The 24189-nt window shown below is 69.6% G+C and carries 22 protein-coding genes and 1 pseudogene; 3 read left to right on the forward strand and 20 right to left on the reverse strand.

The features are described 5' to 3' along the window. Positions 1–75: 75 nt before the first annotated feature. Together truA and BJEO58_RS09445 are read right to left on the reverse strand one after the other, a co-directional pair. A complete protein-coding gene (truA, locus tag BJEO58_RS09440; RefSeq protein ID WP_101589224.1) occupies positions 76–981 on the reverse strand; it encodes a tRNA pseudouridine(38-40) synthase TruA in 906 nt (301 codons plus the stop codon). Then, the gene (locus BJEO58_RS09445; protein ID WP_101589225.1) at positions 978–1592 is read right to left on the reverse strand and encodes a hypothetical protein; all 615 of its coding nucleotides are present in this window, start codon (positions 1590–1592) and stop codon (positions 978–980) included. Before BJEO58_RS09445 ends, truA begins: the two co-directional genes overlap by 4 nt. A 234-nt stretch (positions 1593–1826) precedes the next feature. Between BJEO58_RS09445 and BJEO58_RS09450 the strand changes: the two genes are divergently transcribed. Then, on the forward strand, positions 1827–3014 hold the full coding sequence (locus BJEO58_RS09450; protein ID WP_219617100.1) for a glycosyltransferase family 4 protein: 1188 nt from the start codon (positions 1827–1829) through the stop codon (positions 3012–3014). Between the two features lie 11 nt (positions 3015–3025). Here the strand turns inward: BJEO58_RS09450 and BJEO58_RS09455 are convergent. The 14 genes and pseudogenes from BJEO58_RS09455 to thiM form a co-directional block, all read right to left on the reverse strand. Continuing rightward, a pseudogene (locus BJEO58_RS09455) lies at positions 3026–4525 on the reverse strand (alanine/glycine:cation symporter family protein). 120 nt (positions 4526–4645) lie between these two features. Further along, positions 4646–5257 carry an energy-coupling factor transporter transmembrane component T family protein gene (locus BJEO58_RS09460; RefSeq protein WP_101589226.1) on the reverse strand — a complete coding sequence of 204 codons (612 nt, stop codon included), beginning with the start codon at positions 5255–5257 and terminating at the stop codon, positions 4646–4648. 10 nt (positions 5258–5267) lie between these two features. After that, positions 5268–6074, reverse strand: a complete 807-nt coding sequence (locus BJEO58_RS09465; protein WP_101589227.1) for an energy-coupling factor ABC transporter ATP-binding protein — start codon at positions 6072–6074, stop codon at positions 5268–5270. Continuing rightward, the gene (locus tag BJEO58_RS09470; protein ID WP_101589228.1) at positions 6071–6700 is read right to left on the reverse strand and encodes a biotin transporter BioY; all 630 of its coding nucleotides are present in this window, start codon (positions 6698–6700) and stop codon (positions 6071–6073) included. The genes BJEO58_RS09465 and BJEO58_RS09470 overlap by 4 nt, the downstream gene beginning before the upstream one ends. A gap of 158 nt (positions 6701–6858) precedes the next feature. Then, complete coding sequence (gene guaA, locus BJEO58_RS09475; RefSeq protein WP_101589229.1) at positions 6859–8463, reverse strand: glutamine-hydrolyzing GMP synthase; 1605 nt, start codon at positions 8461–8463, stop codon at positions 6859–6861. A 22-nt stretch (positions 8464–8485) separates the two neighbouring features. Further along, a complete protein-coding gene (locus tag BJEO58_RS09480) occupies positions 8486–8872 on the reverse strand; it encodes a GntR family transcriptional regulator (protein WP_101589230.1) in 387 nt (128 codons plus the stop codon). Between the two features lie 46 nt (positions 8873–8918). Next, entirely contained in the window at positions 8919–9362 is a 444-nt protein-coding gene (locus BJEO58_RS09485; protein ID WP_101589231.1) for a DUF3817 domain-containing protein, read from the reverse strand. Further along, the gene (locus BJEO58_RS09490; RefSeq protein ID WP_101589232.1) at positions 9359–10255 is read right to left on the reverse strand and encodes an SURF1 family protein; all 897 of its coding nucleotides are present in this window, start codon (positions 10253–10255) and stop codon (positions 9359–9361) included. The genes BJEO58_RS09485 and BJEO58_RS09490 overlap by 4 nt, the downstream gene beginning before the upstream one ends. Beyond that, complete coding sequence (locus BJEO58_RS09495) at positions 10256–11392, reverse strand: GuaB3 family IMP dehydrogenase-related protein (RefSeq protein WP_101589233.1); 1137 nt, start codon at positions 11390–11392, stop codon at positions 10256–10258. It lies immediately after the preceding gene. 147 nt (positions 11393–11539) lie between these two features. Further along, positions 11540–11821 (reverse strand): mycoredoxin, encoded by a 282-nt coding sequence (locus tag BJEO58_RS09500; RefSeq protein ID WP_101589234.1) that lies wholly within the window; start codon positions 11819–11821, stop codon positions 11540–11542. A gap of 136 nt (positions 11822–11957) precedes the next feature. After that, positions 11958–12662, reverse strand: a complete 705-nt coding sequence (locus BJEO58_RS09505) for a TenA family protein (protein WP_101589235.1) — start codon at positions 12660–12662, stop codon at positions 11958–11960. After that, positions 12659–13711, reverse strand: a complete 1053-nt coding sequence (gene thiD / locus BJEO58_RS09510) for a bifunctional hydroxymethylpyrimidine kinase/phosphomethylpyrimidine kinase (RefSeq protein WP_101589236.1) — start codon at positions 13709–13711, stop codon at positions 12659–12661. Before thiD ends, BJEO58_RS09505 begins: the two co-directional genes overlap by 4 nt. A gap of 77 nt (positions 13712–13788) precedes the next feature. Then, on the reverse strand, positions 13789–14673 hold the full coding sequence (locus BJEO58_RS09515; protein ID WP_101589237.1) for a thiamine phosphate synthase: 885 nt from the start codon (positions 14671–14673) through the stop codon (positions 13789–13791). Beyond that, positions 14670–15521 carry a hydroxyethylthiazole kinase gene (gene thiM, locus BJEO58_RS09520; protein WP_101589238.1) on the reverse strand — a complete coding sequence of 284 codons (852 nt, stop codon included), beginning with the start codon at positions 15519–15521 and terminating at the stop codon, positions 14670–14672. Before thiM ends, BJEO58_RS09515 begins: the two co-directional genes overlap by 4 nt. Positions 15522–15833: 312 nt before the next feature. Here thiM and BJEO58_RS09525 point away from each other — a divergent pair, with 312 nt between their 5' ends. Next, complete coding sequence (locus BJEO58_RS09525; RefSeq protein WP_101589277.1) at positions 15834–16640, forward strand: acyl-CoA thioesterase; 807 nt, start codon at positions 15834–15836, stop codon at positions 16638–16640. 239 nt (positions 16641–16879) lie between these two features. Here BJEO58_RS09525 and BJEO58_RS09530 read toward each other — a convergent pair whose 3' ends face one another. From BJEO58_RS09530 to BJEO58_RS09545, 4 genes are all read right to left on the reverse strand, one after another. Continuing rightward, positions 16880–18199, reverse strand: coding sequence for an MFS transporter (locus BJEO58_RS09530; RefSeq protein ID WP_101589239.1), 1320 nt, complete (start codon positions 18197–18199; stop codon positions 16880–16882). A 62-nt stretch (positions 18200–18261) separates the two neighbouring features. After that, on the reverse strand, positions 18262–19788 hold the full coding sequence (gene guaB, locus BJEO58_RS09535; RefSeq protein ID WP_101589240.1) for an IMP dehydrogenase: 1527 nt from the start codon (positions 19786–19788) through the stop codon (positions 18262–18264). A 192-nt stretch (positions 19789–19980) separates the two neighbouring features. Then, positions 19981–21420, reverse strand: coding sequence for a short-chain fatty acid transporter (locus tag BJEO58_RS09540; RefSeq protein WP_101589241.1), 1440 nt, complete (start codon positions 21418–21420; stop codon positions 19981–19983). 43 nt (positions 21421–21463) lie between these two features. Further along, positions 21464–22207 (reverse strand): GntR family transcriptional regulator, encoded by a 744-nt coding sequence (locus tag BJEO58_RS09545; RefSeq protein ID WP_101589242.1) that lies wholly within the window; start codon positions 22205–22207, stop codon positions 21464–21466. 173 nt (positions 22208–22380) lie between these two features. Between BJEO58_RS09545 and BJEO58_RS09550 the strand changes: the two genes are divergently transcribed. After that, positions 22381–24165 (forward strand): AMP-binding protein, encoded by a 1785-nt coding sequence (locus BJEO58_RS09550; protein ID WP_101589243.1) that lies wholly within the window; start codon positions 22381–22383, stop codon positions 24163–24165. Positions 24166–24189: the final 24 nt, after the last annotated feature.

Here is a 24189-nt window from a genome sequence, read left to right on the forward strand (position 1 = left end):
TTGTGAATACACTCGAAGAATAGCCCGATTCAGCATGAATGCGGTGTGAATTCCTCCGGCCGATCTCACCCGTGCTCAGCTGTGGAGCTCCTGCGCCTGTCTCCGGCTGCGCGCGGATTCCGCCTGCCGCGCCCACCCATCCGGCCCGTCGGGGTACCCGACCTCCTCGAGGACCAGTCCGTGAGCAGGCATGAGGTGCATGGGCGGCAGCTCCGCGCGATCCGCCCCCGCCTCTGCTCGCGCCAGCAGCCGCGCGGGCTCCGTCACCCCCCACGCACCGGATCCGACACGCACCAGGCCGCCCACCAGCGCCCGGACCATATGGTGGCAGAACGCGTCCCCGCGCAGGTCCAGCGCGATGACTCCCGAATCCTCACGGACCACGGAGAGGTCGAGCAGTGTGCGGATCGTCGTGGACTCCGGTCGGGGCTTGCAGAAGGGCAGGAAGTCATGGAGCCCCAGCGCCTCGCCGGCCGCCTGCGCCATCGCGTCGTGGTCGAGCGTCCCGCGGTGGACGACCGTGTGCTGCGCCGCGAGGGGGTCGCGCAGCGCGCCCTCGTCCGCGATGCGGTAGGAGTACCTGCGCCACACGGCGGAGAACCGTGCGTCGAATGCCGGGGACACCTCCTGTGCCCCATGGATCACGAGGTCCGGGGCTCGCAGATGCCCCAGCACGCCGCGCAGACGGCTCACCAGCCCGTCGGCCGGCTCTCTGACCCGCTTCCCCCGTCCGATGAGTCCGGCGAGAGACTCCGGCCGGAGGTCGCAGTGGACCACCTGCCTCCGCGCGTGCACGCCGGCGTCCGTCCGCCCTGCGACGACAGTGCGCACCCGCTCCCCGAAGACCGTGGCGAAGCCCTCTTCGAGGACGCCCTGGACGGTCCGCAGGGACGGCTGGGCAGCCCAGCCGTGGAAGTCCGTCCCGACGTATCCGAGATCGACCCGGAAGCGGGACGCGTCACCGCCCGGCGAATGCGTCACAGGTCCTCCCCCACCCGTCCGGGCCGGTAGTTCTCCGACCCCGGTGAGACGGTGTCCTCGATGTGGTGCTCGTCGAGCTCCGACGGGGCGTAGTCGATCTGCGTGATCTCCGCATACACGCCGTGCCACGGCAGGGAGAGGATCCGGGCACGCCGCCGGGTGTAGGCGCGGACGCTCGCATTGTGGTGGCGGACCGCAGCGCCGATATGGGTCTCGTGAGCCTCGAGCTGGACGAGGAGGTCATCAGCGAACCGGACCGCGGCCTCGGCAGTGGCGGCCTTCTCCCACGTCCCCGCGGCGACGACGCGGACGGCGTCGGTCATGGCGTGCTCGGCGACACCGGCGTCGCTGCGGGTGCGGACGGCCTGCGCCGTGACGACCGCCGATTCGAGGTCCGCGATCCGCGGATCCTCACCCAGGACGCGACGGGCCGCACCGACGTACACCGGGATGAGCCCGTGCCGGGCGGCGCGGGCCACGTCGAACTGACGACGCGCCTCCCGCGTGAGCGAGCGGTTGAGCGACAGCTGGTTGTAGCGGATGGTGAGGAGGACGACGATGCCTGCCACCAGCGCGATCACTGCGACGAGAACGATCCAACCCCACTGCATGTGTCCGGAAGCCTCCACTCCGACGACGTGTCCCCGAGCCCTCAGGGACTCCGCTATCCGCAGGATACACATATTCATCGGTCGTTCAGGCCCCGTTGGCCGGTGGCGCGACGAGGGGTCGCGGCGGTCCGGACCGGCCCCCGACCGGAGCGCACCGCGGATTCGCGAGGCGTTCGCCGGCACGTCACCTGTTCACCCTGCAATCCGTCATCTTCCTCGCGTGAAATGAATCATGTGAGAGTCGCAGTGATCGCAGAATCGTTCCTCCCGCAGATGAACGGGGTCAGCCACAGCCTGCTCCGAGTGCTCGACCATCTGGCCGAGCGCGGAGACGAGGCCATCGTCATCGCACCAGGCAGCCGCGGCGACCGTCCGCGCGAGGTCGCCGGTGCCCGAGTCCTCCGAGTCCCCAGCTTCGCGATGCCGAAGTACCGCAAGGTCCGCGTCGCCCCGGGCGGCGTCGCCCGGATCCGGCGACTGCTCGCGGACTTCGACCCGGACGTCGTCCACGTCGCCTCCCCCTTCGTCCTGGGCTGGCGGGGCGTGCTCGCCGCGCAGGATCTGGGGATCCCCTCCGTCGCCGTCTATCAGACCGAGGTCCCCGCGTACGCCGCCCGCTACGGGATGCGGGGGCTTGAGACCGTGCTGTGGAACCACGTCCGCAACATCCACCAGCACGCATCGCTCACGCTCGCACCGTCGTCCTACACGGTCGACCAGCTCACCGGCATCGGCGTGAGCGATGTGCGCCTCTGGGCCCGCGGCGTCGACTCCTCGCGCTTCGACCCCACCCATCGGTCCGCATCGTTCCGGGCCGGGGTCGGCGTGAGTGACAACGGGACCGGGACCGAGGTCGTCGTCGGCTTCGTGGGGCGCCTCGCGGTGGAGAAGCAGGTCGAGGACCTGAAGGTCCTGTCCTCGGTCCCGAACGTGAAGCTGGTGATCGTCGGCGAGGGGCCGCAGAAGGACCGTCTGCGGAGGCTGCTGCCCGACGCGCACTTCACCGGCTTCCTGGGCGGCGATGCCCTGGCGCAGGCGGTCGCGAGCTTCGACATCATGGCGTCGCCGGGCGAGTTCGAGACGTTCTGCCAGACCATCCAGGAGGCGATGGCCTCCGGCGTCCCGGTCGTGGCGCCTGCACGCGGCGGTCCGCTCGACCTGGTCGACTCCTCGCGCACCGGGTGGCTGTACAGCCCGGGCGACCTCGCGGGAATGCGCGCACATGTCGCGGACCTCGCGGGTGACGCGGCGAAGCGGAGGGCCTTCGGGCGGACGGCTCGGGAGACGGTGCTGGGACGGACGTGGAAGAGCGTCTGCTCGCAGCTGATCGGCCACTATTCGGCGGCGATCGCGCGGCCCGCGCCGCAGGTCATCGGCCGGTCGTACACCGGCACCGCCCGCTGGGCGCAGGACCGCGTCTGAGGCGTTCGGGCTCAGCTCCCGTCGGTGGACGCCCGGTCGCGGATGTCCACGTAGTCGCTGACGTCCTCCGGAGCCCACGTGTCCACGTTCGCCAGATCGGGCATGTCCGAGGAGAGGAAGATCGGGTCCTCCCCCTTGGCGGCCTTGGCCCGGTAGTCGCGCAGCAGGCGCATCGCCGTCGGAGCGAGGATCGTGATGACGACGAGGTTGATGAGCGCGATGACGACCATCGTCACCCCGGCGATCGACCAGGCGAGCTCCACGGAGATGACGGAGCCGATGAACACCATCGCGACCACGGACACCCCGAACGTCAGGTGCCAGCCGCGCTTCGCCGTGAGGAAGTGGACGTTCGCCTCACCGTATGAGTAGTTGCCCAGCACGGACGTGAACGCGAGCAGCAGCATGATGACGCCCAGGAGGACCGCCGACCATGCTCCCAGGCTCGCGGTCAGCGACTCCTGGACCATGACGAGGCCCTCGCCGCCGGTCGAGGGGTCCGGGAACGCCACGAGCACGATGAACGCGGTGATCGTGCAGACGAGCAGCGTGTCGAAGTAGACGCCCAGCGTCTGGACGAGACCCTGCTTGACGGGGTGGCTGACCGAGGCGGTCGCAGCGACGTTCGGCACCGAGCCCATGCCCGCCTCGTTGGAGAGCATTCCGCGCTGCACGCCGTTGACGATCGCAGCGCCGATGCCGCCGCCCACCGCGGCCTGCGGGCTGAAGGCACCCTCGAACATCTGACCGAAGACGCGGGGCACCTCGCCGACATTCATGCCGATGACGATGAGGCCCACCAGCAGATAGACGACCGCCATGATCGGGACCATGCTCTGGGCCACGTTCGCCACGCGGCGCATGCCGCCGATCACGATGCCCGCGGTGACGAGCGCGAGCACGATGCCCAGGAGGAACGGCAGCCACGGCAGGCCGGCGGGATCTGTGAACGTCCCGACCGCACCGCTCACGGCATCGGTGATCGTGTTGGCCTGCAGCGAGGTGAACGCCAGCGCGAAGCAGAAGATGAAGAGAAGCGCGAAGAACGCGCCGAACCCACGGGTGCCCAGGCCACGGTGGATGTAGAAGGCCGGCCCGCCCTTGTAGGTGTCCTCGGCACGGACCTTGTACAGCTGAGCCAGAGTCGACTCGATGAAGCTCGCTGCCGAGGTGAAGAGGCACATGATCCACATCCACACGACGGCGCCGGGGCCGCCGATGAAGAACGCGCCGGCGACGCCGGACACGTTGCCCGTGCCCACGCGGGCGGCCGCGGAGATCAGGAACGCCTGGAACGCGGACAGCTACTTCGTGTCATGCTTGGCGCCCTCGTCGGACTGCGGATTCTCCCTGATGGACTGGAACATCGCCGGCAGCATACGGAACTGGACGGCGCCGGTGCGCAGCGTGAAGTACAGGGCGAGCAGCCCGACGACGGGCATGCCCAGCCAGGTCCACAGCCAGCCTTCGGCGTTGCCGAGCCAGGCGTTGAAATCTTCTACGAGTCCCATACGCGCCACGATAGTCGGACCGGAGGAGGAGGTGACGAGGAGCACCCCTGCTATGACGTGACTCACCTCGACGCGCCGCAGCGTGAGCGCGGCAGCGCAGCCTGGTCGAGGCTCAGCGGATCAGCCCAGGCCGCGGGCCTCGAGAGCGCGTCCGGTGTCCTGCGCGTACTTCACCGTCCCCAGCACCAGGGGGATGGTGCGTGCGCGCAGGGAGGCGTCGAGACCTCGGGCGCGGGCGGAGTCTCCGGCGACCCGTGCGAGGTCGGCGATGACGGGGAGGCTGCGGACCACCAGTCCGGCCGCCAGTCCGACGGTCGCCGGTCGCAGACCGACGAACCGCAGCGGCCAGGCGAGGACTTCGAACACAGCGATCAGCTCGCCCACCGTCGTGGACAGCATGAGCAGAGCGGCCGCGAGGATGCACACGACGATGGTCGAGGAGAGCCTCAGGCCGGTGGTCCAGTCCGTCAGCCACAGGTGCGCGGCGACGACCGCCACGATGATCAAGCCGATCCGCCAGACGGGGGCGACGAGTTCGCGCAGCGGCAGGCGGGCGCTGAGGGCCGCGGCGACGATGAGCACGATGAGGCCCGCGTTCACCTGCGCGTCGCGCGTCGCGAGCACGATGACGCTCAGTGAGGCGACTCCACCGAGCTTCGTCCACGCGGGCGATCGGTGCAGCCATGAGTGACCGGGGATCCGGCGCCCCAGGAAGCGCTGGCGGGCCTTCACGCGCGGACCGTCACTCGGGGCCCTGAGCGGCTCGCGATTCCTCGGCGACCACTGCGCGGTAGGCGGCGACGACGTCGGCGGGCGCGCCGTCCGCGTGGAGTCGGCCCTCGTGGATGAGGAGGGTGCGCTGGGCGTCATGGGCGACATCGAGGTCGTGGGTGGAGAGGAGGGTGCGGACCCCGCGGCGGGTGACGAGGTCGGCGAGCACGCCGCGCAGCTTCTCCCTGTTCGCCAGATCCAGCAGGGTCGTGGGCTCGTCGAGCACCAGCACCGCCGGGTCGACGGCGAGGACGGTCGCCAGGGCCACGAGCTGCCTCTGCCCGCCGGACAGTTCGTACACGCTGCGCTGCGCGAGGTCGGCGACCCCCAGCTCGTCGAGGACAGCGAGGGCGCGGGAGCGCCTCTCTCGCCGGTCGCGGACCAGGCGCTTGAGGGAGAGCTCGACGTCCTCGAGCGGGGTGGGCATGACGAGCTGCGCGGCCGGGTCCGTGAACACGAACCCGACGCGGCGCCGGACCGCACGGCCGCGGTCCGCGACGTCGAGCCCATCGACGACCACCCTCCCCTCATCGGCGGGGATGAGCCCGTTGATGAGCTGGAGGAGCGTCGACTTGCCGGACCCGTTCGCTCCGATGACGGTCACCGTCGGCTCCGTGAGGGTGCACGTGACGTCCGTGAGCACCGTGCGGCGCGCTGCCTCATCCGGACGGCGATCGCTCGATGGTTCGAGCACGTGCACGCCGACGCGATCGAAGACGATCGCTGCGTCGGCCGGCTGCGGATGAGCGTCGGCCGGCTGCGGATGCGGCGTGGTCATCGTCGGATCAGCACAGCGGGGAATGCACGGTGGACGACGACCGCCAGAGCTGCGGCGCCCGCGTTCTTCAGCACGTCGCCCGGCCAGAAGGCCATGTCCGCGAAGAACGCCTGCGGCAGGGTGAGGCCCAGGTTGAGCGACATGCCCGCGATGCCCAGCGGGTGGACGGTGAGGAAGCTCGCGAGGAGTCCGCCGAGGAAGAGGACCAGCCACAGCCTCCAGCCGCGCAGGCGCCTGACCGCCCATCCTGCGACTGCGCCGACCACCAGTGCGTACAGCGCGAAGCCCGCGATGTATCCGGCCGACGGCCCTGCCAGCACACCCAGGCCACCGGAGAAGTTCGAGAAGATCGGCAGGCCGATGAGTCCCAGTGCCACGTAGAGCGCGGTGGCGAGGAAGCCGCGCGCAGGCCCCAGAACCATCCCGCACAGCGCGATGGCGAGCGTCTGGAGGGTGATCGGCACGCCCGCACCGCCCGCGGGGATCGCCGGCATCGCGGCGAACACCGCGAGGAGAGCGGCGAAGACGGCGATGAACGCCAGGTCGCCGGCGCCCCATCGGCCGCGAGGGGCCGACACCTCGGACTGGGATGCCGCTCCGCGGTCCGCGGTCGCTGCCTGTGACATGGGGACTCCTCCGTCTGCTCGACACCGCACTCCTGAACGGCGTTCAGGGCGTGAGTCACACAGTACCTGAACACCGTTCAGGAGGCGAGGGGTCGTCTGTGGACCAGTCCCCTCGATCAGGCATCAGCCCGGTCGCCCGGCCGGTCAGCGAGCGTCCCTCACTCCCACTCGATCGTGCCCGGGGGCTTCGACGTCACATCGAGCACGACGCGGTTGACCTCGTCGACCTCGTTCGTGATGCGGTTGGAGATCTGCGCGAGCACGTCGAACGGCACCCGCGTCCAATCCGCCGTCATCGCATCCTCGCTGCTGACCGGGCGGAGCACGATCGGGTGGCCATACGTGCGGCCGTCACCCTGGACGCCCACGGAGCGGACATCGGCCAGCAGCACGACCGGGCACTGCCAGATCTCATCGTCCAGGCCCGCCTGCGTGAGCTCTTCGCGGGCGATCGCGTCGGCGCGACGGAGGATCGCGAGCCGCTCCGCGGACACGGCACCGACGATGCGGATGCCCAGGCCGGGACCGGGGAACGGCTGGCGGCCGACGATGTTCTCGGGCAGACCCAGGGCGCGGCCGATCGCCCGGACCTCGTCCTTGAAGAGTTCACGCAGCGGCTCGACGAGCTGGAACTGCAGGTCCTCCGGGAGACCTCCCACGTTGTGGTGGCTCTTGATGTTCGCGGTGCCCGCCCCGCCGCCGGATTCGACGACGTCCGGGTACAGGGTGCCCTGGACGAGGAACTCGATGTCCCCGCTCTCCCCTTCACGTGACTCTGCGACGAGGTCCGCCGCGGTCTGCTCGAAGGAGCGGATGAACTCGCGGCCGATGATCTTCCGCTTCATCTCCGGATCCGTCACACCGTCGAGCTCGCCCAGGAATGTGTCGACCGCGTCGACCGTCACCAGACGCACGCCGGTCGAGCCGACGAAGTCCTCTTCGACTTGCCTCCGCTCGCCTTCGCGCAGCAGCCCGTGGTCGACGAACACGCACGTGAGCTGGTCGCCCACAGCTCGATGCACGAGCGCTGCCGCGACTGCCGAATCGACGCCGCCGGAGAGTCCGCAGATCAGCTTCTTGTCGCCCACCTGCTCGCGGATCCGTGCGACCTGGTCCTCGATGATCGACTGGTCCGTCCAGTCGGCCTCAAGACCTGCCACCTCGAAGAGGAAGTTCTCGAGCACCTTCTGGCCGTTCTCCGAGTGGAGGACCTCCGGGTGCCACTGGACGCCTGCACACTTCCGCGCGCGGTCCTCGAACGCGGCGATGGGGGTCGACGCGGTGGCGGCGAGGACGGAGAAGCCCGCAGGGGCGTCCGTGACGGAGTCCGCGTGGGACATCCACACCTTCTGCTCTCCGCTGACGCCGTCGAGCAGCGCGCCGCCGTCCTCGGCGACGGTCGCGACCGTCGAGCCGTACTCCCGCCTGCCGGTCTTCGAGACCGTCCCCCCGAATGCACGGGCGAGCATCTGGAAGCCGTAGCAGATGCCGAACACCGGCACGTCCAGATCGAGGACGCCTGCCGACAGCGCTGGGGCCCCCTCTTCGTTCACCGAGGACGGACCACCGGACAGCACGATGGCGCGGGGGTCCTTCTCCGCGACCTCCTCGGCCGTGGCGGTGTGCGGGATGACCTCGGAGAAGAGGCCCGCCTCCCGCACACGGCGTGCGATGAGCTGGGCGTACTGGGCGCCGAAGTCGACGACGAGGACCGGACGTGATTGCGGGTGCGGGATACCCGCAGCGGAGGGGGACTCACTCATGCGCTCCATCCTACGTCCCCCGTCAGCGCTCGATGGCGTCGCGCACCGCGACGACCAGCTGGGCGAGCGGCAGTCCGCGGTCACGGGCGGTGGCCACGACCTCGGCGGCGTAGGTCTCCACGGCCGGATCCAGGCCCGAGCCCGTCGGCAGATCCGCCGTATCGAACCCTTCGCTGATGCGGGTCCCGGCACCCCGACGCGTGGTGACGATCCCGGCCTCCTCGAGCTCGCGGTAGGCACGGGCGACGGTGTTCACGGCCACTCCCAGGTCTGCTGCGAGCGCACGGATCGCCGGCAGCCTGTCGCCGGCGAGCAGGGATCCGCTCGCGACTCGGGTGACGATGCCGCGGCGGATCTGCTCATAGGGAGGGGTGGAGTCGTCGAGGTCGACGGTGAGGCTGGTGGTCATCAGGTGCTCCTGGCTTGTGCCGATCCGTCGGACATCGACGGCGAGGTCATTCCTTCGGTGCGACCACGACCGCGGCGTCGAGCTCCGCCTCGACCTGGCGGTGGATCCGGCGCTCCAGGATGAACGACATGACGGGCACGACGCCGGCGAGCGCGAGGATCAGCAGGCGCCCGAGCCTCCACCGCATCGCCGAGTTCAGCCAGAAGCACGCGATGAGGTAGACGACGTAGCACCAGCCGTGGCTGATGGCGATCGCCGCAGCGAGGTCGAAGCCCCCGAAGTTCAGCGCATCAGCGGGGGAACCGCCCAGCACGAACGGCACGTAGAGGTACTTGTAGAGCATCTCGACCGTGAGGATCATGAGCATCGTGCCGGTGATGAGCGCCAGCACGCGGTAGAACCGCACGGCGTTCCGGGCGGAGGTGAACTGCTTGACCGTCCACACCTCGTCCGGGTCGAACTGCGGCGGGGCATCGGGGTTCGGCGTCACTGCGGTGCTCCTCCTGCGTGCATGTCCTGGGTGTTTCCGGTGTGCGTGCCGCTGGTCTGCAGGTCCTTCTGACCGGCCTGCTTGACGATGACGTACTCCGTGGGCCCGCCGGCCTCCTCCTGCTGCGCACGGTATGCGTCGCGCAGCAGCTGGAGCCAGATGTAGAAGGCGAATCCGGCGAAGAAGATCCATTCGAGCGCGTAGATCGCCGACTGCCAGTCGACGCCCCGGCCCTCCTCCTGTGCTTCGAGATCGACGTGCGGCATGCCGTCACCGGCCCCGGTCATCGAGGCGTCCTCCGGGAAGAGGATGCCGGAGTAAGTGTGGACGTCGAACCGGTTGATCAGCTGCGCCGTCGACACGCTGCGCACCTGCCCGTCGGGCAGATCGGACGCCTGCAGCGGACCCTCGACGGGTCCCAGCCGGGCCTCCATGTCGATGTCTCCCGCGGGTGCGGGATTCGCCGCCGCCGAGGCCGCATCGGCCACCCAGCCGCGGATCACCGGAACGGCGATGGGCTTGGCGACGGCCGCATCAGCACTGCTCAGCCGGGCGTCCTCACCCAGTTGCGCGCCCGCGACCTCGAACATCGTCACGACCCAGAATCCGGACTCCCCCTCGTGGATGCGGTCGGTGACCAGCACCTCGGCATCGGGGAGGTAGCGGCCGGACAGGCTGACCCGCTGATCGATGAGGCGCTGGGGCATGGGCACCTGCGCGTCGAGCACGTCGTTGAACGGCCGCGTCGTGTCGACGTCCTGGTGGGTGAGGACGTCGTTCTTGTGCTGGGCACGGTCGACCTGCCACACGGACAGGCCGACGAAGATGCTCGCCAGGACGAGCACCAGCGCGAGGAACGACAGCCACCGCGGCGTCAGGGCGAGACGGAGCACTCAGGCCAGCTTCCGCTTATCGGACTCCGGGGACACGACGACGTCGACGCGCTGGAACTCCTTGAGCTCCAGGTAGCCGGAGGTCGCCATCGCACGGCGCAGCGCGCCCGCGATGTTCACTTCGCCGATCGCGGTGTGGCCGGGCCCCTGGAGCACCTGCTCCAGGGGGCCCACCGTGCCGAGCTCGACCTTGTGGCCGCGCGGCATCTGCACGTGGTGCGCCTCCGCGCCCCAGTGCGAACCGCGGCCCGGGGCTTCGTCCGCGCGCGCCAGGGCGGTGCCCAGCATGACGGCGTCGGCTCCCATCGCGAAGGCCTTGACGATATCGCCGGAGTTGCCCAGGCCGCCGTCGGCGATGACGTGCACGTAGCGGCCGCCGGACTCGTCCATGTAGTCGCGGCGCGCGGCATGGATGTCTGCGATGGCGGTGGCCATCGGCACGCGGATCCCCAGGGTGCGGTGCGTGGTGGAGGACGCGCCGCCGCCGAAGCCGACGAGCACGCCTGCGGCGCCGGTGCGCATGAGGTGGAGCGCGGTGGTGTAGGTGGCGGCCCCGCCGACGATGACGGGGACGTCGAGCTCGTAGATGAACTGCTTGAGGTTCAGGGTGCCGTCGCCGCTGGAGACGTGCTCCGCGGACACGGTCGTGCCGCGGATGACGAACAGCTCCACACCGGCTTCGACGACGGTGTTCCAGTGCTCGAGCGTGCGGGCCGGCGACAGCGCCGCGGCGACGGTCACGCCGGCGTCGCGGATCTCCTCGATGCGCGCGGTGATGAGCTCCGGTTTGATCGGCTCCGAGTAGATCTCCTGCATGCGTGCCGTGGCAGAGGCGCGGTCCAGCCGGGAGATCTCATCGAGCAGGGGCTGCGGGTCCTCGTAGCGGGTCCACAGCCCCTCGAGGTCGAGGACGCCCAGTCCGCCCAGCCTGCCCAGCGCGATCGCCGTCGCCGGGGACATCACGGAGTCCATCGGCGCGGCGATGAATGGCAGCTCGAAGCGATAGGCATCGATCTGCCACGACAGGTCGACGTCCTTGGGGTCACGGGTACGACGGGCCGGGACCACGGCGATGTCGTCCAGCCCGTAGGCGCGACGACCCCGCTTCCCGCGACCGATCTCAATCTCTTGGCTCACCCGCCCAGCCTACCGGCTGGGCGGGACGGAGATCTTCAGGGACCTGTCACGGGAGAGCGCGGCGGGCCGTGCGGCCACGAGCCCAGAGCCGACTCCGACCGCCTCCTCCAGCTCGATGCCGGAACTCCTGCGCGAGCGTGAGGTGATTCACCCTGCGGCGGAGAGCTCCTCGAGCTTCGCCCTCACCTGTGCCTGCGACGGATTCGTCTGGGTGGATCCGTCGGAGAACAGGAGGGTGGGCACCGTCTGGTTGCCGCCGTTCGCCTCTTCGACGATGGCCGCACCGTTGTCGATGTCCTCGATATTCACCTCGGTGTAGCCGATCCCGATCTGGTCGAGCTGCGGCTTGAGCCGGCGGCAGTACCCGCACCACGACGTCGTGAACATCGTGACGGCACCCTCGTCGGGCAGGAACTGCTCAGCACTCATGTCTTCTCCTCGTCTGGTGTGTTCTCACCACCGACAACAGCACACGACCCGCGGCTGTTCCCAGGCCAGACGTCGTGTCCCAGGCCAGACGTCGTGCCGCACACAGCCCAGACCTGCTCGCACAGTCCAGTCCTGCTCACACGCTCCAGTCCTGGAGTGCCGCCGAGGTCGCCCAGAAGTGCAGTTCGTACACCGTCGCCTGCGCGAAGGCCTCAGCCATCCGCCTCCGGCCCTCCTCCGTCGTCCCGGCCGCGCAGCGTTCGTAGAGCGTGACCGCGTCGACGACCGCGGAGTCGAATTCCGGTGAGTCATACGCCTGCACCCACGCCGCGTAGGGATTGGCGGTGAGATCGCCGGCGCGCCCGACGAGCACCTTCCCCATGTGGGCGTACACCCAGAAGCACGGGAGGACTCCCGCGACTCCCACCTCGTAGGGCTCGGTCGCGGCGGTCGCCACGAGGTAGGACACGTAGCCCAGTGTGGTGGGCGAGGCCTTCGCGGCGCCTCCGGGAGCGATCTCCTCGGAGACCTTCGCGAACTGCTCATCCGCCAGGAGGTCGGCGTGCATCGCCGTCTCCGCCTCGACGGCGTCTGCGGCGGACCGGTTCCAGAACCGTGACTCCTGAGCGGTGGGAGCCTTCGCCGCGAGCAGCGACATCGCCTTCGCGTACCCGTTGAGGTAGAGCCCGTCCTGATGGATGTAGTTCACGAAGGACCGGGCGTCGAGGTCGCCCGCGGCCAGACGGTCGAGGAAGTCGAGCGTCTCGATCTTCTCCAGTGTGTCCGACACTCCGGCCCAGACGGCGCTGCTGTGCTCTCCCTGGTCATACGTCCGCATCATGCGTCTCCCTGTCGTCCATCGAGCTGTCGTCTGTCGTCCTGTCGTCCGTCGTGCTGTCGTGCATCGTGCTGTCCACGTCCGTCGATCGTGAGGTCGACCACATGGTCGACCGGCCCGTGGGCGCCCTCCGGGTCGTACGCGAGCCGCCACCCGGACCCCGACCGGATCGCCCGGGCGAGGTAGGCCAGTGCGGTGGCGACGGCATCGGCGATGGCATCCGGCGACGACATGTCCCGGCCGGCCTGCACGGCCGCCGCGGTCTCCGCGGTGATCGCGGCCGACAGCGTGCACCCGGTCCCGTGGGTGTGCGGGGTGGCGATCCGCCGGTGGTGGAACTCGCGGAGGACGACGTCGCCGTCCCGGGTCCACTCCCCCGACCACGGCGCAGTCGCCGCCGAGGTGCCGGTCGCGGTGCCGGTCGCGGCCGCGACCGCGAGCACGTCGACGAGCCGGTCGCCGAGCATGTGGCCGCCCTTGAGGAGGACGGCACGGGAGCCTCGGCGGACGAGCTCGACGGCCTGGGCACGCTGCTGGGAGACGTCCGCGGCCTCGGGGACGTCGTCGCCCAGCAGCAGCGCGGCCTCCGGGATGTTGGGGGTGATGAGCTGAGCGACCGGAGTGAGCAGATCGCGCACCGCGCTCACCGCGTCTCGCTCGAGGAGGCGATGCCCCGACGTCGCGACCATGACCGGGTCGACGGTGAGGAAGCCCAGGTGGGAGCGCCCGTCCTTACGGGTCCGTGCGGCGCGGTCCACTGCGAGTTCGACGAGTTCGCGTGACCCCAGCATCCCCGTCTTGGACGCGTCGACCGGCATGTCATCGAGCACGCTGTCGAACTGGTCGGCGACGAAGTCCGTGTCGATCGGGTAGACGCGGCTGACGCCGTGCGTGTTCTGGGCGACGAGGGCGGTGATGACGGTCGTGCCGTAGACGGCGCGGGCGGTGAACGCTTTGAGGTCCGCGTGGATGCCCGCACCTCCTGAGGGGTCCGTCCCCGCGATCGACAGGGCGACGGGAGGACGGGGGCACGCAGGCGCGGGCGAGGTCATAGAGGCCTTTCGGGTGGAGCCGGGTGTGCGCGTGGGCACTGGCGAGGAGTGCGCGAGGACTCGATCAGGCGCTGCGGTCAGGCAGCGGGGCAGGAGCTGCGGATCGCGTGCGCCGCAGCGCGGGGATCATCGGCCGTGCAGATCGCGGACACGACGCAGAGGCCCAGGGTCGGAGCGTCGCGCAGTGCGTGGGCACGGTCCGCGGTGATTCCCCCGATCGCGACAGCCGGCAGCCCCATCTCTGCAGCGATGGAGGCCAGTGCGGCGGTGCGCTCGGGACCGATGCCGGCCGGCGCCCCCTCCTTGGTCGTCGTGTCGTGCACCGGTCCGATGCCGACGAGGTCGACGAGCGCGGCGCCCGTCGCGGCATCACGCAGGGAGCCGGCGACGGAGAACTCCGCGGGGGTGCCTGCGGACAGCCCGACGAGCGGCTCCGGGCCCAGCGCCGCGCGGACGTCCTCGACCGGCTCGTCGGTCTGTCCCACGTGGACGTGGACGTCGAGGCCTTCGGCGCGGAGCGACTTCACGACCTCGAGTCGGTCGTCGACGAAGACTGCGACGGGACGATCGGACGATGCCGCGCAGGCAGTGTCTGTGCCGGGGGCTGCGCCTGGGGCGCGGCTGGCGTCCGGACCGGGGACGTCGCCTGATCCCGAGGCAGCCACCGGAGTGATCGACCGTCCGGTGGCCTCGATCGCGGAGATGGTGTCGCGGGTGAGGGCCGCGACCTCCGCGTCGGAAGCGTGCTTGTCGCGGATCTGGACGATCCCGGCGCCGCCGGCGACGGCCTCGGCGGCGGTCTGCGGAACGGTGCGGCCCGCAGCCGCGCACTGCTCGGTGTCGGTGACGAGATACAGGCTCCAGTCATAGGGAGCCAGACGCGCGGGCAGCACGAGGGCGGGGCCGGTCTGGGGGTGCGGGTCGGTGGCGGCGGTGGCGGCGGCGGGGTCGGGAGTGGTCATCGATGTGTCCTTTCCACGGTCTCGACCGTGACGTCGACTGCGGTGAGGTCGTCCTCCGACACCGTGTGCAGCGCATCGAGGAAGGCGACGGCGAAGGAGCCGGGGGCCTCCGCGGTGCGTGCGGCGACCGCACCCGCGGCTGCGACGTGGACGTGGGCGGTCACGACGGCCGCGAAGCGATCCCGGGCGTCCTCGGACGGGACGGCACCCAGGTAGGCCGCAGTGAGCGCGGCGAGCGAGCATCCCGTGCCCACGACGAGCGGCATGAGGGGGGAGCCGCCTGCCACACGGGCGAGGAGGAGGCGGTCCGGGGCGTCCGGGTGGGTGTCGATGATCGCGTCGCGAGGGCCCGAGGCGGCGATGATCGCGCCTGTGCTGGTGGCGAGGCGTCCGGCATGCTCGAGGATCACGTCGACCTCGTCCGTGGACTCGATGCCCCGTCCGCCGGCGCCGGCGCCTGCCAGTGCGGCGATCTCCGAGGCATTGCCGCGGATGCAGGTGGGGCGGGACCAGGCGAGGCGGCGGATGTGCACCGAGCGGTGGGCGACGCCGCCAAAGGAGACCGGGTCCAGCACCCAGGGCGTGCCCGTCTCTGCGGCGGCTGCGGTCGCGGCGTCGGCGGCGAGCAGCTGATGGCTGGTCGCCGTGCCGAAGTTCACGAGGATCCCGTTCGCGATGCGGGCGAACTGGGCGGAGTCCGCCTCGTGGTCCAGCATGGCGGGCGAGGCCCCGGCCGCCAGCAGCACGTTCGCACTGAACTGCTGCACGACGGTGTTGGTGATGCATTGGACGAGCGGCACGTGGGCGCGCATCGTACGGAGGTGTCCGGCGACGTCGACTGTCGTCATGACGATCCCTTCGCTAGTACTGACTAGAGCAGGTTCGGTGGGTGTGTTCTCAGCCCTCCACCTCGCGCACCGCAGCGGCGCGTGAGGTGGGGCACCCCATGTCACGTGTCCTCGCAGTGTAACTGCTGGCTGCGCACGTGGGCAGGTGTGGTGGCGGAATGATGGCTGGTCGGGGTGGGGCGGTCCGGGTGGGGCGGTCGGGGCGGTCCGGTCGGGGCGGGTCGGCGACCACCGGTCTGGGGCTTCGGCCTAGGATCGGGTGATGCCCTGCACATGCCACGCATGTGTCCTCGCTCGCTGATCGGAGGCTCCATGCCGGAAGTCCAGTTCTCCCACGCCGCCCCGATGGACGGGTCATTCACGGAGATGATGTCGCTCGAGGAGATCGACACCAACATCTACCGCGCGGGCTACGTCTTCGAAGAGCCCTACGCCCTGTACGGCGGACAGGTCGCCGCGCAGTCGCTCATGGCGGCGGGGCTGACCGTGGACGACGACCGGGCGCCGCATTCACTGCACGGCTACTTCCTGCGCCCCGGCAACGCGGCGAAGCCCACCGTCCTGCAGGTCTTCCGCGACCGTGACGGCCGGTCGTTCTCCGCGCGCCGCGTCGTGGCACTGCAGGAGGGCAAGGTCATCTTCAGCATGTCCGCGTCGTTCGCCCATCCCGTGGAGAGCCCCGAGTACGGCGATCCGCTGCCGGTCGACGAGGCGCCGAAGGGCACGCTCTCCTCGCTGCCGCGGATGTTCGGCTTCGAAGCGCGGACGACGGAGCAGGTGTACGCCGCGAAGGACTACCCGCTGCGCTTCTGGGCACGCTGCACGGAGGATCTGGGCACCTCGCAGCTGCTGCATCAGTGCGCGCTCACGTACCTGTCCGACATCTCGTCCGGTGTGGGCGCCTACAACACGGAGGACTTCAAGTCGGATGCGAGCCTCGACCACGTCGTGTGGTTCCACCGGAGCATCGACATGAACGGCTGGGTGCTCATGGACCTGCACCCGGAGGCCGTCACCCACGGCCGGGGGCTGTACCGCGGACGGCTGGGGGACGAGGACGGTGCGCATCTGGCGACGATCGCGCAGGAGACGCTGTTCCGCCCGACCCGGAAGGGGTGATCAGGGGCGGGACCGGCACCAGGGTGACTCATCGGACCTGGCTGCAGAGTGACGCGCCGCCCCATTCTCGCGCGAGCCACCACCTTTCATCAGGCCGCGCAACTTCTTTCATATGCGGTCTGATGAAAGTCGGTAGGTGAGTGAGTAGGTGGGTGGGTGAGTGATTGGGCGGGCGGACGTGGTGGCTGCTCGACCGATCTGAGTGACTCCGGGCAGCCGTCCCGGCACGACCCCGCTGACTACGCTGCTGCCTCGAGCTCATCGTCGATGAAGCCGCGGCGGCTGGCGCGGTAGCCGGCGATGGCCATGAGCACCGTCGCAGCGACCAGCGCCAGGAGGATCGCGGACCACTCCCCCGTCGCGCCGTACACGATGCCGACGACCAGAGGGCCAGCCGCCGCCACGAAGTAGCCGTACGGCTGGACGAATCCGGACACGCGGGCCGTGACGAGCGGAGTCCGGCTGCGCGCGGGGATGAGGGCGATCGCGGTGGGGAAGCAGAATCCACCCAGTCCGAGCAGGAACGCCCACAGCAGCGGCCACGTGTCCGCCGCGAGGTACAGCCCCAGATAGCCCGCAGCGGCGAACACGGAGAAGACGACGGGATAGATCGCCAGCTTCCGCGATCGGTCGATGACCGTGGGCATCGTGAGACCGCCGATGATGTTGAGTGCACCGACGAGTGCCAGCGCCACGGATGCGACCGAGGCCGTCACACCGCTGTCGATGTAGACCTGCGGCAGCCAGCCCATCTGGAAGTACGCGTTCATGGACTGCAGTCCGAAGAACATCATGAGGAACACGGCAGTGGGTGCCCGCCACAGCGAGACGCGGGCGCGGGCCGATGGGCCGGCACCGGCCACCGGCGCCGAGGCGACGGCCGCGTCCGAGCCGTCCGGCACCTCGGGCGACTCCGGTACGTCAGGCGTCGCAGGCACGACCCGGGCCCGGGCGAACGAGGGGAAGTCGAATCCTGTGCGCGCGGCGATGACCACCCAGACGACGACCTGGCCCGCGGCGAAGATCGCCCAGACGAACAGCGCTCCCCTCCACGCGTCATCGCCGTGGAAGAGGAGGGCGCTCAGCGGCCCCAGCGCGCCGGAGAGTCCCAGCACCGACGTGTAGACGGTCATGAGCGCGACGATGCTGCGCCCACCGTGATTCTTGATCCATGCGGGCAGCAGCACGTTGGCGAGTGCGATGCCGACGACCACGCACGCGGTGAGCGCGATGAAGAGCCAGAACTCGCCCACCCACGGCCGCGCTGCCAGGCCGATGAACGTGAGCACCATGCCCCACGTGAGCATCCTGCTCAGCCCGAAGCGTGCGGCCAGGGGAACTGCGGCGAGCCCCATGACGGCGAAGAAGAGCCCGGGCATCGCCGTCACGACACCGGCCAGCCGGCCGCCGGCGCCGAACGAGGTGAGCACCCCGTCGAGCACTGCCCCCAGAGACGCGATACCAGCGCGGAGGTTGATCGCCGCGATGAACACGGCGACGAAGAGCAGCAGCACCGGCAGGTACCGTGTGGGGCGCCCCGGCGCGGGGGAAGGAGTCATACGGTCATCCTCCCCTACCCCCGGCGCGGTGTGATCGGCCGGGGGCAGGTGAGGAGGGCGGATCAGCTCGAGTGGTAGTTCGGCGCCTCGACCGTCATCTGGATGTCGTGCGGGTGGCTCTCCTTGAGCCCCGCAGCCGTGAGGCGCACGAAACGGCCCCGCTGCTTGAGCTCGGGGATCGACCGCGCGCCCACGTAGAACATCGTCTGACGCAGCCCGCCGGTCAGCTGGTTGGCCACCTGCCGCAGCGGCCCGCGGTAGGCGACGCGCCCCTCGATGCCTTCGGGGACGAGGTCCGTATCCGCTGCGACATCGGCCTGGAAGTAGCGGTCCTTCGAGAACGACTGCCCTTGGCGCGGTGCCATCGCACCGAGCGACCCCATTCCCCGGTAGCCCTTGAACTGCTTGCCGTTGATGAGCAGGAGCTCGCCCGGGCTCTCCGCGGTGCCGGCGAACAGCGATCCCAGCATGACGACGTCCGCACCGGCGACCAGCGCCTTGCCGATGTCGCCGGAGTACTGGAGGCCGCCGTCGCCGATCACCGGGACGCCGGCCTTCTGCGCCGCCTGCGCGGCGAGGTGGATCGCGGTGACCTGCGGGACGCCCACGCCCGCGACGACGCGCGTCGTGCAGATGGAGCCGGGGCCCACGCCCACCTTGATGGCATCGGCACCGGCCTCGATGAGTGCCTGCGCACCCTCCGTCGTCGCGACGTTGCCGCCGATGATCTGCACGTCGCGGAAGGCCGGATCGCGCTTGAGGGTCCGGATCATCTCCGTGACGCCGCGAGCGTGGCCGTTCGCGGTGTCGACGACGAGCACGTCCGCGTCCGCCTCCGCGAGCAGACCCGCGCGCTCGTACGCGTCGCCGTGGAAGCCCACCGCTGCACCCACGAGAAGGCGACCCTGTCCGTCCTTCGCCGCGAGCGGGTACTCCTCGCTCTTGACGAAGTCCTTCACGGTGATGAGGCCGCGCAGCACGTAGTCGTCGTCGACCAGCGGGAGCTTCTCGATCTTGTGCTCACGCAGGACCGCGTACGCCTCGTCCGGTTCGACACCCACCTTCGCGGTGTGCAGCGGGGCTTTGGTCATGAACTCGCCGACCGTCGCGGAGTCGAACGTGTTCCGCGGAATGAAGCGGAGGTCGCGGTTCGTGATGATGCCGAGCAGCACGCCGCCCTCGTCGACGACGGGCAGCCCGGAGATGCGGTACTGGCCGCAGATCTCGTCGAGCTCCGCCAGGGTGCGGTCCGGCGTGATCGTCACCGGGTTGTCGATCATCCCGGACTCGGAGCGCTTGACGTAGTCCACCTGCTCCGCCTGGTCCTCCTTGGACAGGTTGCGGTGGATGATCCCCAGACCGCCGATCCGCGCCATGGCGATCGCCATGCGGGATTCCGTCACGGTGTCCATCGCCGCGGACACGAGCGGGATGCTGATCTCGAGCTCACGCGTCACCCGCGTCGCGGTGGAGGCCTCCGAGGGGATCACGTCCGTATCGCCCGGGAGCAGGAGCACGTCGTCGTAGGTGAGACCGGTCAGTCCGAAGGGGTCCCCCGCCACTGTGAAGTCTGTCTGGTCGTCCGCCATGTGTCCCCCATCATCCTCATGAACTGCTCGCGCTGACCGCCTGTGCGCGGGGCGACTGCCGCTGCCGCCTCGATGCTTCGCGTGTGCACGCCATGGTACTCCGCAGCGGCACCGCGCCGGGCATGAGTCTGCTCACGCCCGGCGCGGCTCCACAGGTCTCGCGCCGGGCTCACGAGACCGTCAGACCCTGGCTCACAGGAGACTGGCGACGAAGGTCACCCCGAGCAGGACGGTTCCGGACACGAGCATCGAGGCCGACGTGTACCCCACGATGTCGCGCAGCCGACTGTTGGCGATCGCGAGCAGCGGCAGCGCGAACAGCGGCTGGATCATGTTCGTGATGCTGTCGCCGTAGCCGATGGCCATCGTCACGACGGCGGGGTCGACGCCGATCGCCTGTGCCGCCTCCAGCATCACCGGCCCCTGCACGGCGAACTGACCGCCGGCACTCGGGATGGCGATGTTGAGCAGAGCGGCGGCGACGAAGGCGATGGGACCGAATGTCACCGGGTTCGAGATGTCGACGAAGAAGTTGGCGATCAGCGTTCCCAGTCCGGTCGAGACCATGATTCCCATGATCCCCGCGTACAGCGGGAACTGGAGGAGGATGTCGCCCACGGTGGAGGCCGCGTTCTTGACGAGCCGGCCCACTTCGTACGTGGACCGCGACAGCAGCAGGAGTGCCGCGAGGAAGGTCCAGTTCACGATGTCGAGCGTGAGAGCGAAGCCATTGGTGGAGAAGTACCAGATGATGTACGCGGCGACGCCCGACCCCAGGATGAGCGGAACGATGCGGGAGGAGTCCATCCGGGCCGCAGGGCTCGTGTCCTCGGCGTCGATGTGCGACTCGACCGTCTCGACGCCGTCGCCGCCCGCCAGATCCTTCGGCAGCTGCACGATGCTGTCCCCGGAGCGAGGGCGGAGCGTGGGCATGATCAGAACGAGCGCCGGCACGACGACGACGATGCCGACGAGGTTCCACCAGGCGCCGAGAGTCTCCGACACCGGGATCGTCGCACCCAGGGTGTCGATGATGAAGGTATCGGGAGTGGCGGCCGCGAGCGGCGGGGAGCTCGAGTATCCCATCGACCACACGCTCATCGAGGTGTATGCGCACGCGACCAGCAGCGGGAAGTGGACCTGGACACTGCGCTTGCGCATCTGGACGGCGACCTCCCGTGCCAGCAGGCCGCCGACGACGAGCGCCAGTCCCCAGGTGAGCATCGACGCCGCGCACGCGACGAGCGTGACCCACGCGTACGCCTGATACGCGGTGCGCGGAAGCGCTCCCATCGATACGAGTGCTCTGCGCACCGGCGCGGTGTTCGCCAGGGCGTGCCCCAGCAGCAGGATCAGGCACATCTGCGTGGTGAAGGCCAGCAGGTCCGACAGCCCGGTGCCCCAGCCGGAGAGCACGTCGACCGGGGTCGCGGGCGTCATCGTGAGCGCCATGATGGCGACGATGACGGTGAGGGCCACCGCGAAGATCAGCGGAGCGGGCATCCACCTCTCGACGAAGCGGCTGAAGGGCGCGGTGATCGTCCGCAGCGACAGGCCGTGACCGCCGCTCCCAGTCGATGTCGTGGCAGGGGCGGACTGATCCTCCACTGCGGTGTTCTGCTCGTTTCTCATGGGGGTTCCTCTCTGAACCGGATAGGTAATCGTGTGGGGTCGTCTAGGCGAGCTTCGCTGCGGGAGCCGACGCCCCCGCGAGGCTGCCCGCGCGGTCTGCGGCGCCATCGCCGCCGGCACGGCCTTCGCTGGCTGCGATGCGCGCCGCCAGCAGGTCCCCCAGATGTGTCATGTGCTCGACCATCGCAGCGCGGGACGCTTCTGCATCGCGCTGCCTGAGCGCCTCGAGGATCGTGTGGTGATCGGTGCAGGACGCTTCGAGCCACCCTGATGTCTCCGTGTACAGGGACGGCGACGTGTAGCGCAGCGTGATGGCCAGCAACCACACCATCTTGGGCGCGTTCGCGGCCACATTGATCGTGCGGTGGAACTGGTGGTTCGCCGCCGCATAGGCGGTGTGATCCTTGTCAGCGACCGCCCGCTCCAACTCGGCCTGCACCGCGAAGAGCGCCTCGACGTCCGCGTCGGACATCGTCTGGGCGGCGCGGCTCGCGAGCTCTCCGCAGATGAGCGCCTGGGAGATGAAGATGTCCCGGATGTCCTCCGAGGACAGTGGCGAGACGACGAAGCCCTTCCGCGGCACCATCTCCACGAAACCTTCACCTTCAACCGCCAGCAGCCCTTCACGAGCCGGCGTCACGCTGATGTCGAGCTCTTCCGCAAGCTTCTCCGGATAGAGCCGATCACCCTCCTGGAGCGTGCCCGCGATGATCGCCTCCCGCACCCATGAGGCCGCTCTGTCGCTGAGCCTGTTGCGTCGATTCCTGCGACTTCGCAGAGTGTTCATCCTGTGGCACCTCCCCTTCGAGATCCCGAGGCGAACCGCTCACCCCGTGTTTACAGAATATTTTCTATGAACCATACTGGACGAAACGCTTATGATCCAGACCACACGGCAGAGTCGCGGATGGTCGGCGGACATCGACGCGGCGAGGACGCCGCGCGTGAGGAGATTCAGTGATGACTGCAGGCGATACGACGCGGGAGGCCGCGCAGGCCGATCGAACACACGCGGCAGGCGGACCCGCGGCGCACTCCCCCCTGACCTGGCACGGACTGCTGGAGCACAACGCCCGCACCGCTCCTCACGACGAGGCGCTGATCGACGGCGAGCGCACCCTCACACACGCGCAGCTGCTCGCCCGCGTCCGCAGCCTCACCGGCGGCTTCGCAGACCTGGGCGTGCAGCCGGGCCAGATCGTGGCGGTCTGGCTGCCCAATCGCATCGAGTGGGTGGAGACCGCCGCAGCGCTCGCCGCCCTGGGCGCCACCGCGCTGGGCATCAACACGAAGCTCCGCAGCCACGACGTGAGGGGACTCCTGGCACGTGCGGACTGCGATCTGGTGGTCACCGATCCCGGCTTCAGGGGGATCGACTTCCGCGGCATGCTGAGCGAAATCCATGAGGAGGACCCCGCAGCCATCCGCCTGGTCGTGGAAGTCCCGCGCCCGTCGGGCGACGCATCCGCGCCCGAGGCCGTCTCACCCACCGCTGCCCTGGCGCCCGCCGGCACCGGCGCAGAACCCGCTCCGTTCGCCACGGTCGACTACGGCCGACTGCTGGAGGCCGATCCTCGGGACCCGGTCACCCACGACGCGAACAGCCCCGCGAGCGCGTTCACGTCGTCCGGGAGCACCGGGGTCCCGAAGATCATCATGCACACGCAGGCCGGCCTCATCGGGCATTCGACCGCTGTGGCTCGCGCGTTCGGCTACACGGATGCGTCCACGGTGGTGCTCGCCACCCTCCCGTTGTGCGGAGTGTTCGGCCTCAACACACTCATGGCCGCGCTGTGCGCCGGGCGGCCCGCTGTGCTCCAGGCCGCCTTCGATCCGCACCAGACGATCGACCTCGTCGAACGGCACCGGATCACGCACACGAACATGGCCGACGCCATGCTCGCCATGCTGCTCGACGCCGCCGAGGACCCCGCACGGATCAGCACGCTGCGCGAAGTGGGATTCGGCAACTTCACCGCGACGGACGTCCGCGGCATCATCAGCCGCGGAGCGGAGCTCGGCAAGAGGTTCTTCCAGACCTACGGATCCAGCGAGGTCCAGGCACTCATGTGCTATCCGCCCGTCGGTGCGGATCCGGAACGCCTCTCGCAGGGCGGCGGTGTGCCCGTCTCACCGCTCATCGGCGTCCGGGTCGCACCTGACACCTCGGCGGCACCGGGATCGCAGCCGGCAGAGGGGACGGGCGCCGACCCCACCGGCGGCCGCCTCCGTTCTCCCGCCGATCACCCGCTGACCGGAGAGATCGAGATCCGCGGCCCCTTCGTCTCCCCGGGCAGGATCACCGAGCACGGCTATGAGGACACCCCGGTCGATGAGGACGGCTGGTTCGGCACGGGTGACCTCGGGTACATGCGCACGGAGGACGACGTCGTCTATCTCAACCGCATGGGCGATGTCCTCAGACTGGGCGGCTTCCTCGTCGCGCCGCGTGAGGTGGAGGACCTCCTCATCGACCTGCCCGGCATCAGCGAGGCGCAGTTCGTCGCGGTTCCGGGACCACGCGGCCTCGTCCCCGTCGCCTTCGTGATCCTGGATCCGGCCGCAGGAGCGGTCTTCGACGAAGACGCCGTGCTCGCCGACTGCCGCGCCGTCCTGGCCGGGTTCAAGGTGCCCAGGCGCGTGGTCCCCCTCCAGGAGTTCCCCACGGTGCGCGGAGCCAACGGCGACAAGATCCAGCGGAACCGATTGCGCGAGATGGCGGAGGACGTCCTCGCCGCGCACTGATCCACCTCCTCTTCCCACGCACTT

Origin of the sequence: Brevibacterium jeotgali (assembly GCF_900169175.1) — a bacterium.
GTDB classification, from domain to species: domain Bacteria; phylum Actinomycetota; class Actinomycetes; order Actinomycetales; family Brevibacteriaceae; genus Brevibacterium; species Brevibacterium jeotgali.